Source organism: Rhizobium moroccans, assembly GCF_057559155.1.
In genome coordinates, this window is record NZ_JBHFJG010000021.1 from 1 (window position 1) to 17,594 (window position 17,594).

The 17,594-nt window shown below is 64.7% G+C and carries 21 protein-coding genes; 6 read left to right on the plus strand and 15 right to left on the minus strand.

Annotated elements, in window-relative coordinates; all coding sequences use genetic code 11:
* Window positions 1–51: 51 nt before the first annotated feature.
* Together ACE04I_RS12770 and ACE04I_RS12775 are read right to left on the minus strand one after the other, a co-directional pair.
* Window positions 52–1,125: a peptidoglycan-binding domain-containing protein gene (locus tag ACE04I_RS12770; RefSeq protein ID WP_487207160.1), complete on the minus strand. Its 1,074-nt coding sequence runs from the start codon at window positions 1,123–1,125 to the stop codon at window positions 52–54.
* The gene (locus ACE04I_RS12775) at window positions 1,097–2,695 is read right to left on the minus strand and encodes a sensor histidine kinase (RefSeq protein WP_487207161.1); all 1,599 of its coding nucleotides are present in this window, start codon (window positions 2,693–2,695) and stop codon (window positions 1,097–1,099) included. Before ACE04I_RS12775 ends, ACE04I_RS12770 begins: the two co-directional genes overlap by 29 nt.
* A 437-nt stretch (window positions 2,696–3,132) precedes the next feature.
* Here ACE04I_RS12775 and ACE04I_RS12780 point away from each other — a divergent pair, with 437 nt between their 5' ends.
* Window positions 3,133–3,567: a DUF5330 domain-containing protein gene (locus ACE04I_RS12780; protein WP_046795731.1), complete on the plus strand. Its 435-nt coding sequence runs from the start codon at window positions 3,133–3,135 to the stop codon at window positions 3,565–3,567.
* A 210-nt stretch (window positions 3,568–3,777) separates the two neighbouring features.
* The gene (locus ACE04I_RS12785; RefSeq protein WP_046795732.1) at window positions 3,778–4,197 is read left to right on the plus strand and encodes a SufE family protein; all 420 of its coding nucleotides are present in this window, start codon (window positions 3,778–3,780) and stop codon (window positions 4,195–4,197) included.
* Window positions 4,198–4,382: 185 nt separating this feature from the next.
* Here the strand turns inward: ACE04I_RS12785 and ACE04I_RS12790 are convergent, their stop codons facing one another.
* The 10 genes from ACE04I_RS12790 to ACE04I_RS12835 all read right to left on the minus strand — a co-directional run bounded on the left by ACE04I_RS12790 (window position 4,383) and on the right by ACE04I_RS12835 (window position 13,107).
* On the minus strand, window positions 4,383–5,207 hold the full coding sequence (locus ACE04I_RS12790; RefSeq protein WP_046795733.1) for a DUF6456 domain-containing protein: 825 nt from the start codon (window positions 5,205–5,207) through the stop codon (window positions 4,383–4,385).
* On the minus strand, window positions 5,200–5,622 hold the full coding sequence (locus ACE04I_RS12795; protein ID WP_245282128.1) for a helix-turn-helix domain-containing protein: 423 nt from the start codon (window positions 5,620–5,622) through the stop codon (window positions 5,200–5,202). The genes ACE04I_RS12790 and ACE04I_RS12795 overlap by 8 nt, the downstream gene beginning before the upstream one ends.
* A 444-nt stretch (window positions 5,623–6,066) precedes the next feature.
* Window positions 6,067–6,492 carry a Ros/MucR family transcriptional regulator gene (locus tag ACE04I_RS12800; RefSeq protein WP_046795734.1) on the minus strand — a complete coding sequence of 142 codons (426 nt, stop codon included), beginning with the start codon at window positions 6,490–6,492 and terminating at the stop codon, window positions 6,067–6,069.
* Between the two features lie 440 nt (window positions 6,493–6,932).
* A complete protein-coding gene (mnhG, locus tag ACE04I_RS12805) occupies window positions 6,933–7,274 on the minus strand; it encodes a monovalent cation/H(+) antiporter subunit G (RefSeq protein ID WP_487207162.1) in 342 nt (113 codons plus the stop codon).
* The gene (locus ACE04I_RS12810; RefSeq protein ID WP_046795735.1) at window positions 7,274–7,681 is read right to left on the minus strand and encodes a cation:proton antiporter; all 408 of its coding nucleotides are present in this window, start codon (window positions 7,679–7,681) and stop codon (window positions 7,274–7,276) included. Before ACE04I_RS12810 ends, mnhG begins: the two co-directional genes overlap by 1 nt.
* The gene (locus tag ACE04I_RS12815) at window positions 7,678–8,151 is read right to left on the minus strand and encodes a Na+/H+ antiporter subunit E (RefSeq protein WP_046795736.1); all 474 of its coding nucleotides are present in this window, start codon (window positions 8,149–8,151) and stop codon (window positions 7,678–7,680) included. The genes ACE04I_RS12810 and ACE04I_RS12815 overlap by 4 nt, the downstream gene beginning before the upstream one ends.
* Window positions 8,148–9,725 carry a Na+/H+ antiporter subunit D gene (locus ACE04I_RS12820; RefSeq protein ID WP_046795737.1) on the minus strand — a complete coding sequence of 526 codons (1,578 nt, stop codon included), beginning with the start codon at window positions 9,723–9,725 and terminating at the stop codon, window positions 8,148–8,150. Before ACE04I_RS12820 ends, ACE04I_RS12815 begins: the two co-directional genes overlap by 4 nt.
* Window positions 9,726–9,944: 219 nt before the next feature.
* Window positions 9,945–10,322: a Na+/H+ antiporter subunit C gene (locus ACE04I_RS12825; RefSeq protein WP_046795738.1), complete on the minus strand. Its 378-nt coding sequence runs from the start codon at window positions 10,320–10,322 to the stop codon at window positions 9,945–9,947.
* The gene (locus tag ACE04I_RS12830; RefSeq protein WP_046795739.1) at window positions 10,322–10,741 is read right to left on the minus strand and encodes a Na+/H+ antiporter subunit B; all 420 of its coding nucleotides are present in this window, start codon (window positions 10,739–10,741) and stop codon (window positions 10,322–10,324) included. The genes ACE04I_RS12825 and ACE04I_RS12830 overlap by 1 nt, the downstream gene beginning before the upstream one ends.
* Window positions 10,738–13,107, minus strand: coding sequence for a putative monovalent cation/H+ antiporter subunit A (locus ACE04I_RS12835; protein ID WP_046795740.1), 2,370 nt, complete (start codon window positions 13,105–13,107; stop codon window positions 10,738–10,740). The genes ACE04I_RS12830 and ACE04I_RS12835 overlap by 4 nt, the downstream gene beginning before the upstream one ends.
* Before the next feature lie 166 nt (window positions 13,108–13,273).
* On the opposite strand from ACE04I_RS12835, the gene msrB reads away from it, so the two are divergent.
* Window positions 13,274–13,684, plus strand: coding sequence for a peptide-methionine (R)-S-oxide reductase MsrB (msrB, locus tag ACE04I_RS12840; RefSeq protein ID WP_046795741.1), 411 nt, complete (start codon window positions 13,274–13,276; stop codon window positions 13,682–13,684).
* 6 nt (window positions 13,685–13,690) lie between these two features.
* Here the strand turns inward: msrB and ACE04I_RS12845 are convergent, their stop codons facing one another.
* Window positions 13,691–14,260 (minus strand): helix-turn-helix domain-containing protein, encoded by a 570-nt coding sequence (locus ACE04I_RS12845; protein ID WP_046795742.1) that lies wholly within the window; start codon window positions 14,258–14,260, stop codon window positions 13,691–13,693.
* The gene (locus tag ACE04I_RS12850) at window positions 14,260–14,640 is read right to left on the minus strand and encodes a winged helix-turn-helix transcriptional regulator (RefSeq protein WP_046795743.1); all 381 of its coding nucleotides are present in this window, start codon (window positions 14,638–14,640) and stop codon (window positions 14,260–14,262) included. The genes ACE04I_RS12845 and ACE04I_RS12850 overlap by 1 nt, the downstream gene beginning before the upstream one ends.
* Window positions 14,641–14,749: 109 nt before the next feature.
* Here ACE04I_RS12850 and ACE04I_RS12855 point away from each other — a divergent pair, with 109 nt between their 5' ends.
* Both ACE04I_RS12855 and ACE04I_RS12860 read left to right on the plus strand, forming a co-directional pair.
* The gene (locus ACE04I_RS12855) at window positions 14,750–15,628 is read left to right on the plus strand and encodes an NAD(P)-dependent oxidoreductase (RefSeq protein ID WP_082118414.1); all 879 of its coding nucleotides are present in this window, start codon (window positions 14,750–14,752) and stop codon (window positions 15,626–15,628) included.
* Window positions 15,625–16,041, plus strand: coding sequence for a GFA family protein (locus tag ACE04I_RS12860; protein ID WP_245282129.1), 417 nt, complete (start codon window positions 15,625–15,627; stop codon window positions 16,039–16,041). The genes ACE04I_RS12855 and ACE04I_RS12860 overlap by 4 nt, the downstream gene beginning before the upstream one ends.
* Here the strand turns inward: ACE04I_RS12860 and ACE04I_RS12865 are convergent.
* Window positions 16,038–16,448 (minus strand): (R)-mandelonitrile lyase, encoded by a 411-nt coding sequence (locus ACE04I_RS12865; RefSeq protein ID WP_046795744.1) that lies wholly within the window; start codon window positions 16,446–16,448, stop codon window positions 16,038–16,040. The two genes, ACE04I_RS12860 and ACE04I_RS12865, sit on opposite strands and share 4 nt — an antisense overlap.
* A 391-nt stretch (window positions 16,449–16,839) precedes the next feature.
* On the opposite strand from ACE04I_RS12865, the gene ACE04I_RS12870 reads away from it, so the two are divergent.
* Entirely contained in the window at window positions 16,840–17,466 is a 627-nt protein-coding gene (locus ACE04I_RS12870) for a DUF1062 domain-containing protein (protein WP_137326784.1), read from the plus strand.
* Window positions 17,467–17,594 lie beyond the last annotated feature (128 nt).

A 17,594-nucleotide genomic window follows, 5' to 3' on the forward strand; every position in this document is an offset into this window, starting at 1 on the left:
GGGGAGAAGGAAGTATGCCGGATGAGGGGCAATTTTGCCGATAGCCGAAAACTAAAGAGCGCCGATCGATTTCAGCTTCTTCAGGACCTGCTCGTTCGGCTCGCCGGTCTCGGGAAGGCGGTAGTGCTTCTCGAAACGGCGGATCGCCGCCTTGGTCTGGTCGCCCGCCACGCCGTCGACGGTGACATCGGCATAGGCGATGTTGGAAAGCCCGCGCTGGATCTGCAGCACGAGATCGGACGGCGGGAGTATCGTCGGCCTCGACGCCGATACCTGTCTCGCAGGCCCGCCGACATTGGCGGGCGGGCGCGCGGACGGGCTCTTTTCCGCAGAGCGGATGGCGGCTGCGACCGGATCCTCCCCCGCATGGATGTTTTCCGCCGGGCGGGCGGCGGGGACGACGGCCACCAGCGCGCGCGGAGCTTCCGCCGGCTGCTGGGCGGGCTCAGCCGGGCGGGACGCCACCTGGGTTCCGGCCTTCAGCGCGGCGAGCAGTTCGGCACTGGCGCCGCCGGTGCGTTCCAGGCCCGCGGCCTCCTGGAAGGAGAGGATCGCGGCCGCGGTGCGCGGGCCCATCAGCCCGTCGTCGGCACCCTCATAGAGGCCTCGGCGGGAAAGCTCGCGCTGGACTTCAGCGACCAGGGCCCGGTCGGCCGCCGTCTGTTGCGGCGGGTGGGGTGCCTGCGGCGCCTGAGGCTCGGCTGCGGGAACCGGTGCCGGAACCGGAGCCACGGCCGGCGTCGTCCCCGCGCTTTCGGCGGGCGCCGCTTCCTCCACCCGCTCTATGCGGAATGTCGTGACCTCTTCGGGGGCTGCCCGCCGTAGCGGCCGGTAGCCGGCGATGGCATTCGGATCTTCCAGATCGCGGGTTGCGAGGAAGGGAGACGGGTGGCCGCCCGGCTGATACCAGAGGGCGTTGGCTGCGACGAAGCTGAACACGACGATGAAGGCGGAGGCCCCGGCCACGATGCGCGGATGGCGCGCGGCCGCGGCCCCGAGCGAACCGGCCACCGCCGCAACACCAGCCCCGGCCCCACCGGCCACCGCCGTGGCCAGGCGCAAGGGAAGACCCGGCCCCTTGGCCGACTTCCTCCTCTCAGGCGATTTTCGCTTTCGCGCGGTCATGGTCAAAATCCCGTTCGTCCGTCATGGGCGCTCCCCCGCCGACCTTGGGTTCCCCGGGGAGGCCCTTGGAGAGGCCCCTGGGGAGACGAGGGGGAAATTCGATCGTCTGCTCCTCCGCCGCACCATCGCGGCGTGCCGCGCCGGAGCCATCCGCCGGCAGCAGGACCGTCACCACGGTCCCCTCGCCGGGGCGGCTTCTGATCTCGAAGCGGCCGCCATGCAGCGCCACGAGACCCTTGACCAGCGACAGGCCGAGGCCGGTCCCTTCGTAACGGCGGGCGAAATCATTATCAACCTGCATGAAGGGCTCGCCGATCAGTTCCAGCTTTTCTGCCGCAATCCCGATGCCGGTATCGCTGACGGAGAGGACGAGATCGCCGCCGTCGAGCGCCGCATCGATGGAGACGACGCCGCGATCGGTGAACTTGATGGCATTGCCGGCGAGATTGATGAGGATCTGCTGCACGGCGCGGCGGTCCGCCACCACCTCGCCCAGCCCCTTCTGCACGCGGCAGGTAAGCGTGATTTCCTTCTCGCGAGCGGAAAGATCGAGCATGGCGCGGCAGGCCTCCATCGCATCGGCGATGCGGAAGGGCTCGGTCAGGAGCTCGTAGCGCCCAGCCTCGATCCTGCTCATGTCGAGCATGGTGTTCACCACGGAGAGCAGATGCGCGCCCGACTGGCGGATGAGGCCCACATATTCCCGCTGGCGCTCGGTTTCGAGCTTGCCGAAATATTCGCCCGCCAGCACATCCGAAAAGCCGAGAATGGCATTGAGGGGCGTGCGCAGCTCATGGCTGACGGCGGCCAGGAAGCGCGATTTCGCCTCATGCGCGGACTGGGCCTCGGCCGTGCTCCGGACGGCTTCGGCGCGCAGCGCCGCCTCCTCGGACGTATCGCGAAGCTGGGCGAAGACCTGGAAAAGCCGTCCCTCGCCATCGCGAAGGGCGGTCATATCCATCCGGGCATAGAGGAACTGCCGGCCGCCGGAAGCGCAAAAGGGACGCTCGACCCGGACTTCGACGAGCGCGCTCTCGCTTCCCTGGCGCAGAGCGTCGAATGCCTGCATGAGGGTGATGCGGTCGGAGACATGAACCAGCTCGGCAAAGACGGCGCCGGTCGGCGCGCGCAGGTTTGCAGGCAGGCCGAGGCGATCGCGGCCGCCGGCCTTCACCACAACGCCCTGCGGATCGAGGATCAGCGCAAGGCCGGGGCATGCGGCGAAAACGGCGTCATCCGGCTCCAGGCCGGAAAAGGGCACTACAGCGGAACGCCGGAAGGCGAAGGCAGCGGCGGCGGCCACGAGGAAGAGCGAGAGAACGACGGCAGCGCCCACCGGCAGCGCCAGCGAGGGGCTCGCCACGAAACTTAAGGCAAGAGGCACGCAGACGAGCGCGGCAAGGCAGGAGAAGGCGAGCCGGCGCAGGAAGGCGATCTCGCCTGCGGGCGCCCGATCACCTTCGCCGATACGCTCCAGCCATCGGAGCGCGGCATGGTCGACCAGTTCGACCGCCCAGCCGGCAATGTTACTCAATACGCGCACGCCAAATCCTGAAAACAACAGACTCATTCGTTGAAGGGACAATAGGTCCATGCGGCTTAAAGAAAGGATAAAACAACCCCTTTTGAAGGTTCCAGGCACCCCGAAATCCCGCTTTGACACACAATCCGGGGCACTTCTGCGATCATGGTTAACGCGGCGTAAGCAACGGATTCGACTGCGTTTTCCGCCTCACGTTAACCTTTATGGCGAGGGCCGCCTCCGCAAAGGCCATGGCTTCGGGGCCCTGCCGCATTTATGCTTAACGGCAATCGCTAAACTTGTACTCGAATTCGGCTCAAACCTGTCTCAAACGGGGGCAGGTAAAAATTCCGGAGAAATTTATTTAAAAATCGAGCGATCATATAAAAACGCTGTTCGCTTCCCGGCTGTAAGGTCTCGGCCAGGACCGGAAGCAAGCCGGCGGCCGCCGCGGCGGTCGGACGGATTTAGAGGGTGACGGGACAATGTGGTTTCTGATCAAGGGAAGTTTCTGGTTCGCGGCGGTGCTCGTCGTGCTCTCCTATTTCAGCTCCCGCCCCGCCCAGGAGACGGAAGCCGTTTCCGCGCTGCAGGTCACCGATACGTTCCGGGTCGCCACCGAGGCCTATCAGTACATGAGCGCGCTCTGCTCGGAAAAGCCGGATGTTTGCGAGAAGGGCGCCGAGACCCTGACGCTGCTCGGCCACCGGGCCCGGGAAGGCGCGCGCGTCGCGTTCGAGCTTCTGGACAAGCAATTTGCGGAAGACGGCAAGCCGGCCGAAAACGGGCCGATCGCCGAGCTTGCCGATCCCGATCCCGCGCCCTTCCCCGGCAAGGCCGCCGCTCCGCGCCATGAGGGCGGCGCCGACACCATCATGACCGGAGCCATTCCGCTGCCGCAGCCGAAGCCGCTTCACTGAGTCTCTTTACGCAATTCCGAAAGCTTGCGCCGCGCTCCTTTGGGGTTCACGGCGCCTGTCTGCCTGCCCTGTATCTCGGCATCCTGCCGGCGCCGCGAGGAATGAAATCCTCGCGGCGATTTTTTTGCTGTTTTCCCCGAGGCGGTTCCTCCCTATATGAGGACTGAACGCTGCGCAGTCTCTGCGCGACATGCTTTAGCAGGAGCCGCCATGGCGAGCCTCGACCAGATCATCGACGATTTCGCTTTCCTCGACGAATGGGAAGACCGCTACCGCTATGTCATCGAGCTCGGCAAGCAACTGCCGGAGCTTGCCGATGACAAGCGGACGCTCGAGAACAAGGTGCAGGGCTGCGCGAGCCAGGTCTGGCTCGTCAGCCATTCGGACGGCGCGGCCGACCCTGTGCTGACCTTCGAGGGCGATTCCGACGCGCATATCGTGCGCGGGCTGGTGGCGATCGTGCTCGCCGTCTATTCCGGCAAGCGCGCCTCCGAGATCGCCACGACCGACGCAATCGAGATCTTCGACCGCATCGGGCTGGTGGAACACCTCTCCTCGCAGCGCGCCAACGGACTGCGCTCCATGGTGCGGCGGATCAGGCAGGAAGCGACAGCGAAGGTCGCGGCGTAAAATAGCCCCTCCCGGCCTGCTGGCCACCCTCCCCACAAGGGGGAGGGAGATATGCCGCGCCCTCATCGCTTTTTCTCATGACCGGAGACAAAGTAGCCTGGCAGGATGCGATGGAGCGGGGACATTGCCGCTTGTCCCCTCCCCCTTGTGGGGAGGGAGGCCGGCAGGCCGGGAGGGGTAGCAAATCACAACACCGGCCGATAATCCTCCACGCCCCAATGGTGCCTGCGGCGCCGGCGTTCCGGCGCGGGCGGAGCATAGTGGCGGGCAAGCGCCAGAAGTGCGGCGCGCAGCATCAGCTTTGCCGAACGCACCGGCCATTGCCGCTCCCGCTCCACCAGTTCCAGCCCCTTCGAGAAACAGCAGACATCGACCGCCACTCCGGCAAGCTCGGGCCCCATCGCCTCCACGGCGCGGGCGAAGCGGTCACGCGCCGCCATTGCGCTTTCGGCGATCTCGGCCTGACCGCCCGCCTGCCCCTTGCCGCGGCTTGCAAGTCTCGGCTCCCACGAAGCCGTTACGCGCGGCTGCAACTGCGCCCTGGTAAAATCGGCAAGCAGCCGCTCGCCGGCCGCGATCGCCTCTTCCGGCAGGAAGGAGGCACCGTTGCGATCCCTTATCCTGGCGAGCGCCGAAAGCGGCGATTCCGAAAGATTGCGGCGCACCGGCTGGCGGGCTCCCTCCACCTCGACGCTTTCCACCGCGATCTCGCGATGCTGGCCGCCGAACCTCTCGTCGTCATCCCCCTCGACCAGAGCGCGGCGCAGAAAGGCCGAGGCTTCGGGATTTGCCGAGGCCCTACCCTCCACGATCCGCAGGAGCCCCCTCGCCTCTGCCGCACGAATGGTGGCGCGGGAATAGGCGCGCCCCTCCTCCCCGAGCATCAGCATTTCTCCGTTGGGCGAGGGTTTGACGGTGCATTCGCCGCGGGAAAGCTGGCGGATGAGGCACAGCATTTCCTTCCTGGCGGCGCGCGCCAGCTTCGCTTCGCTTCCGGTTACCTCAATCATGAGCCGACATCTCCGAAAGCCCGAAGACGGCCGCGACGATGCGCTCCACGGCGGAGACGAAATCATCGAAGGCGGGATCGTCGCGGCGGTCCTCGACCACATGGCAGGCATGGCCGACCGTGGTGCGATCGCGGCCGAAGGCATCGCCGATATCGCTGAGCGACATCCTGAGCGAGACATGGCAGACATACATGGCGATCTGCCGCACATGGCAGGACGGGCGGCGGCGGTCCCGCGGCGGCATTACGCGATCGCCGAGCAGCACGACCATCTCGCTCACGAGCTGCCGAACAATGCGGCAGGTATTCCTCGAGGGCAGGCTGAGGGTCATGAGTATCGGCAGGCGCCCCGCGCCCGCCCGGAATAGAGCGGGATGCGTCGGCTGGGAGGCGTTCGGAAGCTTCTCAAAAGGCATGACAACTCCTCAATGAATAGGAATTAATTCATACACCTTAGAGCAAGAGCGGGGATGCAGGAAGCGACGGGTCGGTTGTGCCTCACTGAAATTCCTCAGGTTTTTCAATGAAGAGGAAATCGGAGATGGGAATTTTTTCCTCTCATCGTCCCCGCAACGTGGCACAATCCTACAATGCGAAGGCGCATGCTTTGCGGGGAGGTTCGCGCCGAGCGCGGCAAGGGAGAAGCATGGAGGCAGCGCGAGCTGCGGAAAAGCCGATGACGGAGATCGGCAACATCGCGCCGGCTTTCCGCCGGAGCGCCCTCACCACCTTCAATCAAGGAAGAGGGAGCATGCAGCGCGGCCACGCATCGTGCGTAGGGCGCTGCAGTCTTTCACAAAGAGTTGCCCATAGGGGGGTGCCCGTGGGAGCCGAGCCGAGGGGCTGCCGCCCCTCCAAAATCACGCCCGCTTGCGGCGCTGGCCGAGGCCCATTTCCTTGGCGAGACGCGAGCGCGCCTCGGCATAGGCAGGCGCGACCATCGGGTAATCCGCCGGCAGACCCCACTTTTCCCGGTATTCTTCCGGGGTCATGTTGTAATGGGTCATCAGGTGCCGCTTCAGCGACTTGAACTTCTGCCCATCCTCCAGGCAGATCAGGTAATCGTCCTCGATGGACTTCTTGATCGGGACCGGAGGCTTCGGCTTTTCGACCGTCGTTGCGGCGGGAGCCGGAGAAGAGGTGTTGGTGAGGGCCGAGTGGACATCCGAAATGAGGTTCGGAAGGTCGCCCACGGGGACGACATGGTTGCTCACATAGGCAGCGACGATGTCGGCGGTCAGTTCCACCAGCAGGTCCTGGCCCTTGCCCAGTGCGATCTCTGTCATTTCATGTCTCCTGTTCAAACTGTGACGACGAGGCCCGCGACCTCCGCGGCACCCGTCCGAGTGGAGCATTTCGTGGACAGGACACCACCTAGCCGCATCGTCGCGAAGACATGAAACCTACCCCTAGATTTCACACGGCAAGGAGGCGTTCATGGCCTCGGACATGCCTCGAAGCAGGTTTTCCTTCAAACCCCGAGTGTTTCCGCCAGCTTTTCCAGAAGGATCGGCTAGACACGTTCGGCATTCTCGGAAAGAGACCTCTTCCAGGCAACATCAGCGCTCAACTACTTTGGAATTAGACCTCTTGCGAAAGTCCTTCAAGTGCGAAATCTGGTAATAGGGGGCATTTTTCAGCTCTACACCAAAAGAACAGTGCAATTACTCCGATAGATTCGGAAAATATTGCCTGCTGAAAAAACCAATAAATCTACCACTGAGGGTTATATTCGCTTCTCATAATCGCTCATTTCATCGCAAACGGAGCGCGGCGACAGCGAATAGCCGACCTGATGCGCCGCTTTGGCAAGCAAGTGGGCCGAAACCGGGGCGGTCAGAATGAAGAAGAAAAAACCGGCAAGCGCGCGGGCAAGAGTGGCCAAATCGCCGGAATGCACGCCGACGGCGAGCAGCATCAGCCCCGAGCCGACCGTGCCGGCCTTGGAGGCCGCGTGCATGCGGGTATAGATGTCCGGCAGCCGGTTGAGGCCGATCGCCGCGATCAGCGCGAAGGCGGAGCCGGAAAGGATCAGCGCGGCGGTCGCCAGCGCAAAGAGCATGTCCATCAGGCCTTTCTCCCCTTTCCTGCCGCCGGCGGAGCGGGTTTCGCCTTCGCCTTTGCCTTTGCTCGGCCGCCTGCCCTCTCGGCGGGCGCGGCTTCGGCGGCTGCGGGCGCGCCCTCGGACGATCCGTCGCGCCCACGCGCCAGGATGAAGCGGGCAAACGCGACGGTCGCCAGGAAGCCGACGAGGCCGAGCGAGATTGCGATATCGATATAGAGCGTGAAGCCGGTCCTGATGGCGATCACGCCGATGAAGCCGATCACGATGCCGACCAGCATATCGAGCGCCACCACCCGGTCCGGCAGGGTCGGCCCCTTGATGACGCGGTAGACGGTCAGCAGAAAGGCGATGCCGAGGAGGACGAGGCCGATCAGGATGGCGACGGAGAGAACGGTATCGGGCGCGCTCATCTAAACGCCTCCATGATCTTGCGCTCGAAGCCTTCGGCGATATCCCGCTTCGTCGCCTCGATATCGGAGCAATCGATCGCATGGACGAACAGCGTCTTGCGATCGACCGAGACGTCGACCGAGAGCGTGCCTGGCGTCAGCGTGATGAGGTTGGCGAGCAGCGTGATCTCGAAATCACGGTCGACCGTCAGCGGGAAGGCGAAGATGCCGGGCTTCAGGTCCATGCGCGGGCTTACCACCAGAACCGCCACCTTCCAGGCGGAAAGCGCGAGTTCCTTGAGGAAGAGGACGAGGAGTGAAAGCACCCGCCCGAACCGCTTCCAATAGCCGCGCCCGCCCATCTCGTCGCGCACGATCCACAGGCAAAGCGTCGCGAGCAGGAAGCCGAAGGCGAGGTTGTGGAAGCTGGCGCTGCCGGTGATCGCCACCCAGACAGCGGTGAAGAGCGTGCTGACGATGATCGTGGTCATGGGGCTCCTCCGGCAGGAATGGGCGCGCCTCCGGGGAAGACCGAACGGATATAGGCGGAAGGATCGGCAAGCCCTTCGGCGGCTGCCTGCGAGAGGCCGATCAGGCTTTCCGGAAAGAGGCCGAAGACGACGGAGAAGGCAACGAGCCCGGCGATCGGCAGCACGATCGTCATGCTGGCCCTTGGAGCGGGCGGGGCGTCATCGGCCCGCGGACGCCAGTAGGCGAGCAGGAAGACGCGGCCGAGCGCGAGCGTGACGATGAAGGCGGAAACGAGGATCGAGGCGGCGAGCCACCAGGCACCGATATCGAGCGCGGCCTTCAGGAGCGCCACCTTGGGCCAGAGGCCGAGGAAGGGCGGCAGGCCGGCAACCGCCAGGAACAGGATGAAGGACGCGGCCGTAAACCAGGGCGAGCGGACATAGAGGCCGCCGAGGGCCGCAAGCGAGAACGAGCCGCCGAGCCGCGCCGCCTCGCCCGTCACCAGGTAGAGCGCCGTCATCGCCACCATGGAATGCAGGGCATAGAGGATCGCACCGCTGACGCCGGGCTCCGTGCCGATCGCGACGCCTGCCATCATGTTGCCGATGCCGGCGATGACGAGATAGCCGGCGAGCCTTCTCAGATCGTTCTGTGCCAGCGCACCGAGCGCGCCGAGCAGCATGGTGAGCGCAGCGGAAATCGCGATCACCAAGCTCAGCTCCTCCCGCTCGACGGGGAAGAGCATGACCATGATGCGGATCAGCGCGTAGATGCCGACCTTGGTCAGCAGGCCGCCGAAAAGCGCGGAAACCACGATGCGCGGCGTGTGATAGGAGGCCGGCAGCCAGAAGTTTACCGGGAAGGCGGCCGCCTTCATGGCGAAGGCGAGCACGAAGAGTGCGCCAAGCGTGATGGTGGGCGCGCTGCCGCGGTGATCGGCGGCCTTTGTCGCGATATCGGCCATGTTGAGCGTGCCGAAGATCGCATAGAGATAGCCGACGCCGATCAGGAAGAGCGTCGTGCCGAGGAGGTTGAGGATCGCGTATTTCAGCGCGCCGTCGATCTGCTCCCGCTCGGAACCGAGGATCAGCAGGCCGAAGGAGGAGATCAGCAGAACCTCGAACCAGACATAGAGGTTGAAGACGTCGCCGGTCACGAAGGCTCCCGTGACGCCCGCCATCAGCAAGAGCAGGAAGGGGAAGAAGCCGTAGCGGCGACCGCTGGTATCGATATCGCGCAGCGCATAGATGCCGCCGGCAAGGGCCGCGAGCGCCGCGACCAGCGCCATGACGGCGCCGAAGAGATCGACGGTGAAGGCGATGCCGAAGGGCGGCAGCCAGCGGCCCATGGTCATGGTGACGGGCCCGCCCGACCAGACCTTCCAGAGCAGCGCGGCATCGATGAGCACCAGGAGCGCGAGCGCCGGCACGGCGAGAAGGCCATGCAGGTCTATGCGGTGGCGGATCATCATCAGCGCGGCGCCGGCGCCGAGCATCAGCGCGACCGGCAGCACAACCAGCCAATCGGCGAATGTGGCGGGCGCAAGCACCAGGGCTGCGGAGAGATCGACGGGGGTGGAGGTTGGAGCGGCCATCAGAGGTTACCTCCACCGGAGACAAGCTTCCCCCTCTGGCCTGCCGGCTTTTGGGGTCGAGACACTGGTCTCGACCCGTCCTTCGGACCCCACCACAAGGGGGCAGAGGACTCGCGGCAACGCCTACTTCCCGGATCGAAGGCGGTGCGGCATGTTAAGCCCCTCCCCCTTGTGGGGAGGGGTTGGGGAGGGGTCTGAACCACGGAGAAGAACACCATACTAATACCCCAGCGGCGGAAGCGGTTCGTCGCCCGGTTCGGCAAGCCGCATTTCGTCCGTATTGTCGGTGCCGAGTTCCTGATAGGCGCGGTAGGCCAGCACCAGCAGGAAGGCGAAGAAGGAAAACGAGATGACGATCGCGGTGAGGATCAGCGCCTGCGGCAGCGGATTGGCGGCGCCGGCCGGCAAGGCATCCAGGCCCGCACCGATGATCGGCGGCACTTCGCGCGTCAGCCGGCCGGCGGTGAACAGGAGCAGGTTCACCGCATTGCCGAGAATGACGATGCCGAGCAGGATGCGCACGGTGTATTTCGACATCATCAGATAAATGGCGACGGCGAAGAACAAGCCGATGAGCAGGGAAAACAACACTTCCATCAGTCGTGATCCCTTTCTTCCAGCGCAAGCGCGATCGAGGTGATCGCGCCGACGACGACCAGGTAGACGCCGATATCGAAGGACACGACGGTAGCGAGCGGCACCTCCACCCCGAAAAGGGTCGGATAGATCCAGAGCCCGGTCATGAAGGGCACGCCGGCAAAAATCGAGATCACGCCGGAGATGACGGCAATCAGCAGGCCGAAACCGGCGATCGCCATGGGATGGAAGCGGATGGCACGGCGCACGGCCGAAACGCCATAGGCGATGCCGTAGATGGCAAGCGCCGAGGCCGCGATCAGCCCGCCGATGAAGCCGCCGCCCGGCTCATTGTGGCCGCGCAGCAGCACGAAGACCGAGAAGAGCAGCATCAGCGCGGTGATGAAGGGTGCGACGGTGCGCAGGATCAGCGTGTTCATGGCGCCCCCCTGTCCTTGCCGGGGACATTATCCGCCAGCCGGCGCGTGCCCCCCACCCGGATGCGGATGAGCGCCAGAACCGCAAGGCCGGTCACCATCACCACGGCGATTTCGCCCAGCGTATCCGTGCCGCGGAAATCGACGATGATGACGTTCACGACATTCGCGCCGTGGGCGATCACCTTCGAATAGGCGTTGAAGAATTCCGTCAGCGCGTTGTTGAAGGGCGCCTGGGTGGCTTTCAGCAGCAGAAGCGCGAAACCCAGCCCGCAGGCGATGGCGATCGTCGCATCGAACAGCATCTGGCCGCGCGGCCGGTGATCGCGGGGCGAGAGCCTGAGCCTCGTCATGACAAGCGCCAGGATGACGACCGAGAGCGTCTCCACCATGAACTGGGTAAACGAGAGGTCCGGCGCGCCGAAGAGCAGGAAGAGGACCGCGACCGCAAAGCCCTGAATGCCGAGGGAGACGATGGCGGTGAGCCGGTCCGCCGCCTTGAGGACCGCGAAGAGGCCGATCAGCGCGATGGCGAGGAAGGCATATTCCTGGATCAGCGCATCCCGCGGCCAGGCCGGCATATCCGGCAGTTCGCCGAAGAGGAAGAGCGGCAGAAGCAGCGCCAGCGCCACGAGGATGAAGCTTGCTGTGATGTAGACCTCGAGCCTACCCGGCTGGACGAAGCGCGTCACCGAGACGGCAAGCCGCACCAGGCCGGAGACGAAGTGATCAAAGCCGCGATCCGGCCCTGGGCCGAGCGCGGCAAGCAGCCGGACCATGGCGGCGCGGGCGCTGTCGATCCGCAGATAGACGAGGATGCCGAAGAGAACCGTGACGATCGAGAGGAGAAGCGGCAGGCCGATATGCGGCACGGTGGAGATATCGATCGTCACCGGCGCGCCCTTCACCGCGCTCGCCATGGGCGAGGAGACGTAAAGATGCGCCGGGGCCGAGATCAGGCCGGCGAGAAGCCCGAGGACGGCCAGGACCACCGGCCCGAGCCACAGCAGAACCGGCCCCTCATGCGCGTGCTTCGGCGTCTCGACGTGCTTGCCGATAAAGGGCTTCAGCCCCACCGCGAAGGCGACGGCGAACATCAGCGCATTGCCGATAACCGCAACGGTCGTGAACATGATCGAGCGCGGATCGCCATGGGCGAGCGCGTAATAGATCTCCTCCTTGGCGAGGAAGCCGAAGAAGAGCGGCAGGCCGCCCATGGAAAGCGCGGCGAGCAGGCCGGCTGCGAAAGTGACCGGCATGGCCCGGCGAAGCCCGCCGAGACGGGTCACGTCGCGCGTTCCGGCCTCGTGATCCACCGCACCGGCGACCATGAAGAGCGCGCCTTTGAAGAGCGAATGGGCGACCAGATAGAGCACCGCCGCCTCCACCGCGTGATCGGCGCCGAAACCGGTCAGCATCACCAGCAGGCCGAGCGAGGCCATGGTGGTGTAAGCGAGCATGAGTTTCAGATCCGTCTGGCGGAGGGCGAGCAGCGTGCCGGCGATCAGCGTCACGCCGCCGAAGAAGGGCAGCAGGATCTGCCAGGCGGGCGTATCGCCCATGACCGGGTTCAGCCGCATCAGGAGATAGACGCCGGCCTTCACCATGGTGGCCGAATGCAGGTAGGCCGAGACGGGCGTCGGCGCCTCCATGGCGTTCGGCAGCCAGAAATGGAACGGGAACTGCGCCGACTTGGTGAAGGCGCCGCCGAGCACCAGAAGAAGTGCGGCGAGATAGAACGGGCTTTCCCTGAGGCCATCGCCCACATGCACGAGCAACGAGAGCTGAGTGACCCCGGTAATGTTCCAGAGGAAGATCAAGCCGGCGAGCAGCAGCAGCCCTCCCCCGCCCGTCACCACCATGGCCTGAAGTGCTGCGCGGCGGGCTTCCGGGCGCTCGTGATCGAAGCCGATCAGCAGGAAGGAGGTGATCGAGGTCAGCTCCCAATAGACGAAGAGCATCAGGAAGCTGTCGGAAATGACGAGCCCCAGCATCGCGCCCATGAAGAGCAGAATGAAGGAGAAGAAGCGCCCCTGCTGCGGATGGCCCTTCATGTAGCCGCCGGAGTAAAGCACGATCAGCGTGCCGATGCCGGTGATCAGAAGCGCGAAGGTGAGCGACAGGCCATCGAGGAACCAGGAAAACGAGATATTGAAGCTCGGCACCCAGGCATAGCCGCCGGTGACCACCTCGCCCGCCGCCACCTCGCCGAGAAAGCTCGCGAAATGCAGGAAGGCGAAGGCCGGCGCCAGCGCCAGCAGCCAGGCGGCCTTGTGGCCGAAAGCGCGTGTGAGGACCGGAGCCAGGAAGGCTGCGATGAAAGGCAGGAAGAGACACAACAATGTCAGTGCCGGCGCGCTGGCAGCCATATCCTCTCCCGATCTTCACTGCAGAATCCGCCCCGTCCGGACGGCACTATCCTCATTAGGCGAATGAATCCGGTGCCTCAAGAATTTTCGGGCGCGATGCACAGAAAGCCGGCTTTTCGTCGCACCCGGCAGACCCTATCTATGGGAAAACGAGAGGAAGATTTCCATGTCCGACGTCACCACGCCGAAAGTCCACAAGAGCGACATCGAATGGCGCGAGCAGCTCACGCCGGAGCAATATCGCATCCTGCGCCAGGCCGGCACGGAACGCGCCTTCACCGGGCCTTACTGGGACAGTAAGGAAAAGGGGCTCTACCGCTGCGCCGGCTGCAACGAGCCGCTGTTCATATCCGACACCAAGTTCGATTCCGGCTGCGGCTGGCCGAGCTATTTCGAGCCGGTCAAGGAAGGCGCGGTGACCGAGCATCGCGACAGTTCCCACGGCATGGTGCGCACGGAAATCCGCTGCGCCAATTGCGGCGGGCATCTCGGCCACGTCTTCCCCGACGGCCCGCCGCCGACGGGCCTGCGCTACTGCATCAACGGCCATGCCATGGTGTTCGAGCCAGGGAAATAGCCTTCCTCAAGCGCCCTCCAGCACTTTCCATCCTCTTGGCGAGAGCCGGTAGCCGGTCTCGAGACTTTCTGTAAGGCCGAGTTCCTTCAGGCGGCGTACCTCAGTCTTGAACGCCGCCTTTTCCATACCGAGGAGATCGGCAAGCTCCTGCGCCCGGCGGCCCGGATTTTCGCCGATGAGGCGCAGCGTATTCCGCGTCCAGCCAGGTCTTTCGAGGCGCTCATCGATGCGCCGGAGTTTGCCGTGGAGAGTGGCGAGCTGGGCTTCATCGAACTCCGTCTCTTCCCTCAGCGCCGCGCGGCCGTCCGCGCCTGCGTAGGAAAGCGAAATGCGGTAGATCTCCCCCTCGCCCGCAAGCTCCTTCCTCAGCGCATCGAGCGATGCATGGCCGGCGGCGCGGGCATCGTCCGCAGTCAGGCTTTCCGGGGCGACAATCGAAACATCATGGATGGCAAGCTCACCGACGGCGGTGCGCAGCCGGCCGCCGCTTCTGACCGTCGGACGCTTCCAGCGGCGGAAGGCGAGCGTCACCTCGCCCGCCACGATCTTCTCCAGGACCGGTTTGCGGATCAGCATCAGGCTCTCAGTGCCACAGGGGACGCCATCGGCGGGCGGGCCTCCTCTTCGGCCTTTTCCGCCATGCGGATCTCGAAGGCCTTGCCCCAGTCCGCCATCACCGTCACCGCCTCGTTGAGGCTGCGGCCGAAATCGGTCACGGAATATTCCACCCGCTGGACCTTGCCCGGAAACACCTCGCGGCGAATGAGATCGTCCGCCTCCATCTCGCGGAGCTGCTGGGCAAGCACCTTCTCGCTGACGCCCGAAAGGATGCGCCTCAGTTCCCCGAAGCGGCGCGGCGCAAGGTTGATCTCCCAGAGGATATCGGTCTTCCACTTTCCGCCGATCACGTTGAGGGCGGTGGCGAAGCCGCAATCGTCATCTGGCAGGCGTTTCATGGTCTCTTCTCCTTACCTCAACGTAACCGCTTACCCGAAGGTGGGTAATTTACCACGGCGGTTTCCCGGTCCTATCAGGGTGGCATCGCAAATATTGGAGTTATGATCGATGACCACAATAGGTTTTCTCGGCGCAGGCCGCATGGGCGCGGCACTCGTCAAGACGCTGCTCGAAGCCGATCACGGCGTGCATGTCTGGAACAGGACGGCTGAAAAGGCGCAAGCGCTGGCGGGTTTCGGCGCAATCCCCGAGCCGACGCCGGAGCGCGCGGCAGAAGCTGCGGAGATCGTCATCGTCAATCTTCTCGATTACGAGGCTTCCGACGCGCAATTGCGCAAACCGGCCGTCGCCGAGGCGCTTAAGGGCAAGCTCCTGGTGCAGCTCACCTCCGGCTCTCCGAAGACCGCCCGCGAAACCGGCAAGTGGGCGGAAGACCATGGCATTGCCTATCTGGACGGCGCGATCATGGCGACGCCGAACTTCATCGGCGGGGCGGAAACGGTGATCCTCTACAGCGGCTCGAAGGCGCATTTCAACAAGCACGAAGCGCTGTTCAAGGCGCTCGGCGGCAAGTCCGCCTTCGTCGGCGAGGATTTCGGCACGGCCTCGGCGCTCGACAGCGCGCTGCTTTCCCAAATGTGGGGCACGCTCTTCGGTACGCTGCAGGCGCTCGCCATCTGCCGAGCGGAAGACATCGAATTCGACACCTATGCCGGTTTTCTGACAGCGGCGCAGGCGATCATCGACGGGGCCAGCCAAGACCTGATGGAGCGCATCCGCGATGGCCGCGATCTCGGCGACGCCGAAACGCTGGCGACGATCGCCGCCCATAGCTCCGCCTTCCACCACCTGCGCGACCTCGTCGCGGAACGCGGCCTCAACCCCGCCTTCGGGGACGCGCTCGGGGGCCTTCTGGAAACCGCGCTCCGCAACGGCCACCAGGACGACGATTTCGCCGTGTTGGCGCGCTTCATGGGGGCGAAATGACGGGGCCGGACATGCCGGCGGACCACACCGCAAGCTGTTCCTGCGGCAGCTTGCGGCTTTCCTTCCGGGGAGAGCCGCTCCGGGTCTATGCCTGCGCCTGCCTTGAATGCCAGCGGGCGACAGGCTCGGCCTTCGCCTATCGCGCCCGGTTCCGGCGGGACGCCGTGACCGAGGACCAGGGCGAGCGGCGGCGCTTCCGCCGCATCACCGAGAATGGCCACTGGATGGATAACATCTTCTGCCCGACCTGCGGCTCGCTGGTCTATATGGAGGCGGAGGTGATCCCGGAACAGCTCGTCGTTTCCGTCGGCTGCTTCGGCGAGCCCAAGTTCGCAGCGCCAGCCACACTCTTCTGGGCGAAGCGCAAGCACGACTGGTATGGGCTCCACGAAGCGATCCGCCTCGTGGATTAATCCTTCGCGAGCTCGCCGGAATACTGATCGTCCGTCACCGGCTCGAGCCAGTCGACGGGCGAGCCGTCCAGCGCTTCCTGAATGGCGATATGGGTCATGGCCGTGGTCGGAGCGGCACCGTGCCAGTGCTTCTCGCCCGGCGGAAACCATACGACATCGCCCGGACGGATGACCCGGATCGGCCCGCCCCAGGTCTGCGCAAGGCCGAAGCCCGCCGTCACGATCAGCGTCTGGCCGAGCGGATGGGTGTGCCAGTTGGTGCGCGCGCCGGGTTCGAAGGTGACGGCGGCGGCCCGCACGCGGGCGGGGTCCGGCGTTTCGATGACCGGGTCCAGCCGGACGGTGCCGGTGAAATAATCGGCAGGCTGCCGCCTCGACGGTTGCGATCCGCTGCGCTTGATGTCCATGATCCTCACCTCGTCCTGTTCTGTTGTCTTTCCATATAGGTCACAGTCGCCAAGGGCGAGAGCCGGACTTGCTTTTCCGCTCCGGTCGGTTATCCATTGCAGCCGAAGAGCGTCGGCTTTTGAGGTTCGCTTTGCCTAAGTAATCCCCGGTCTCGACAGGTTCACCCGCCATGCGGCTCGCGCTGACGTGCGAACGCATGGGCTGACTGTTCATCGGGGTGGCGGCTTGAGACCGGTTTGGCATTGCTCGTGCCAGTGCGGCCTCCGCTGCCCTGAAACCATCCGACGCTTCATCTCTTCGACAGTCCGGACATTCGCCACGCCGCGCCCGATCAGGGCTTCTCCAGTGCCATTTCCCGCATGAACTTCCCGACCGGAAGATCAAGACGGCATGTGCGACATCCTTCACGTCGAATGGACTGTAACTTCGAAAATCCCACCCCGCCCCATCCTCCCCTGCTCCGGCTGCGGCGCTCAAAAGCCCTTCCGCTCCAGCGGCAAGACGCGGCTCAACGCAAACGGCCGCAGGCTGGACGCCTGGCTGATCTACAGGTGCATCGATTGCGAGAAGACCTGGAACCGGCCGATCCTCGAACGGCAAAACGTGCGGCAGATCGAACCCGCTGTGCTGGAGGCCCTGCAGGCCAGTGCACCTGCCTTCGTGGCAAGCCTGGAATTCGATGCGGAGGCGCTGAGGGCCAGGGCCAGCCGCATCGAGGAAAGCACCGAGTTCGAGGTCCGCAAGGGGGCGATATCCGGGACCGAGCGCTGGCGCAGGATTGGCATCACGCTTGCCCTGCCCTTCCCGATCGGCCTCAGGCTCGACCGGCTGCTGGCTGGAGAACTCGGGCTTTCCCGCAGCCGGCTGGAGAGGCTCTTCGAGACCGGCGAGATCAAGGTCGAGCCCGAGCGCAAGGATACGCTGAAGCGCGACATTCGCAACGGAACGATTGTGACGCTCGATCTTCGCGAAGAGGCCGAACGGCTGGCGATCGGCACGAGGGCGATTGGCGGGTGAGGCTTTCTCGTTGATCCACGGGCATGCCCCTCATCCGGCTGCCGCCACCTTCTCCCCGCTCGCGGGGAGAAGGGATATGCCGCGCCGTCTTCTTCATTCCGCAAGCACCACATGAGGCAAGTCCCCTC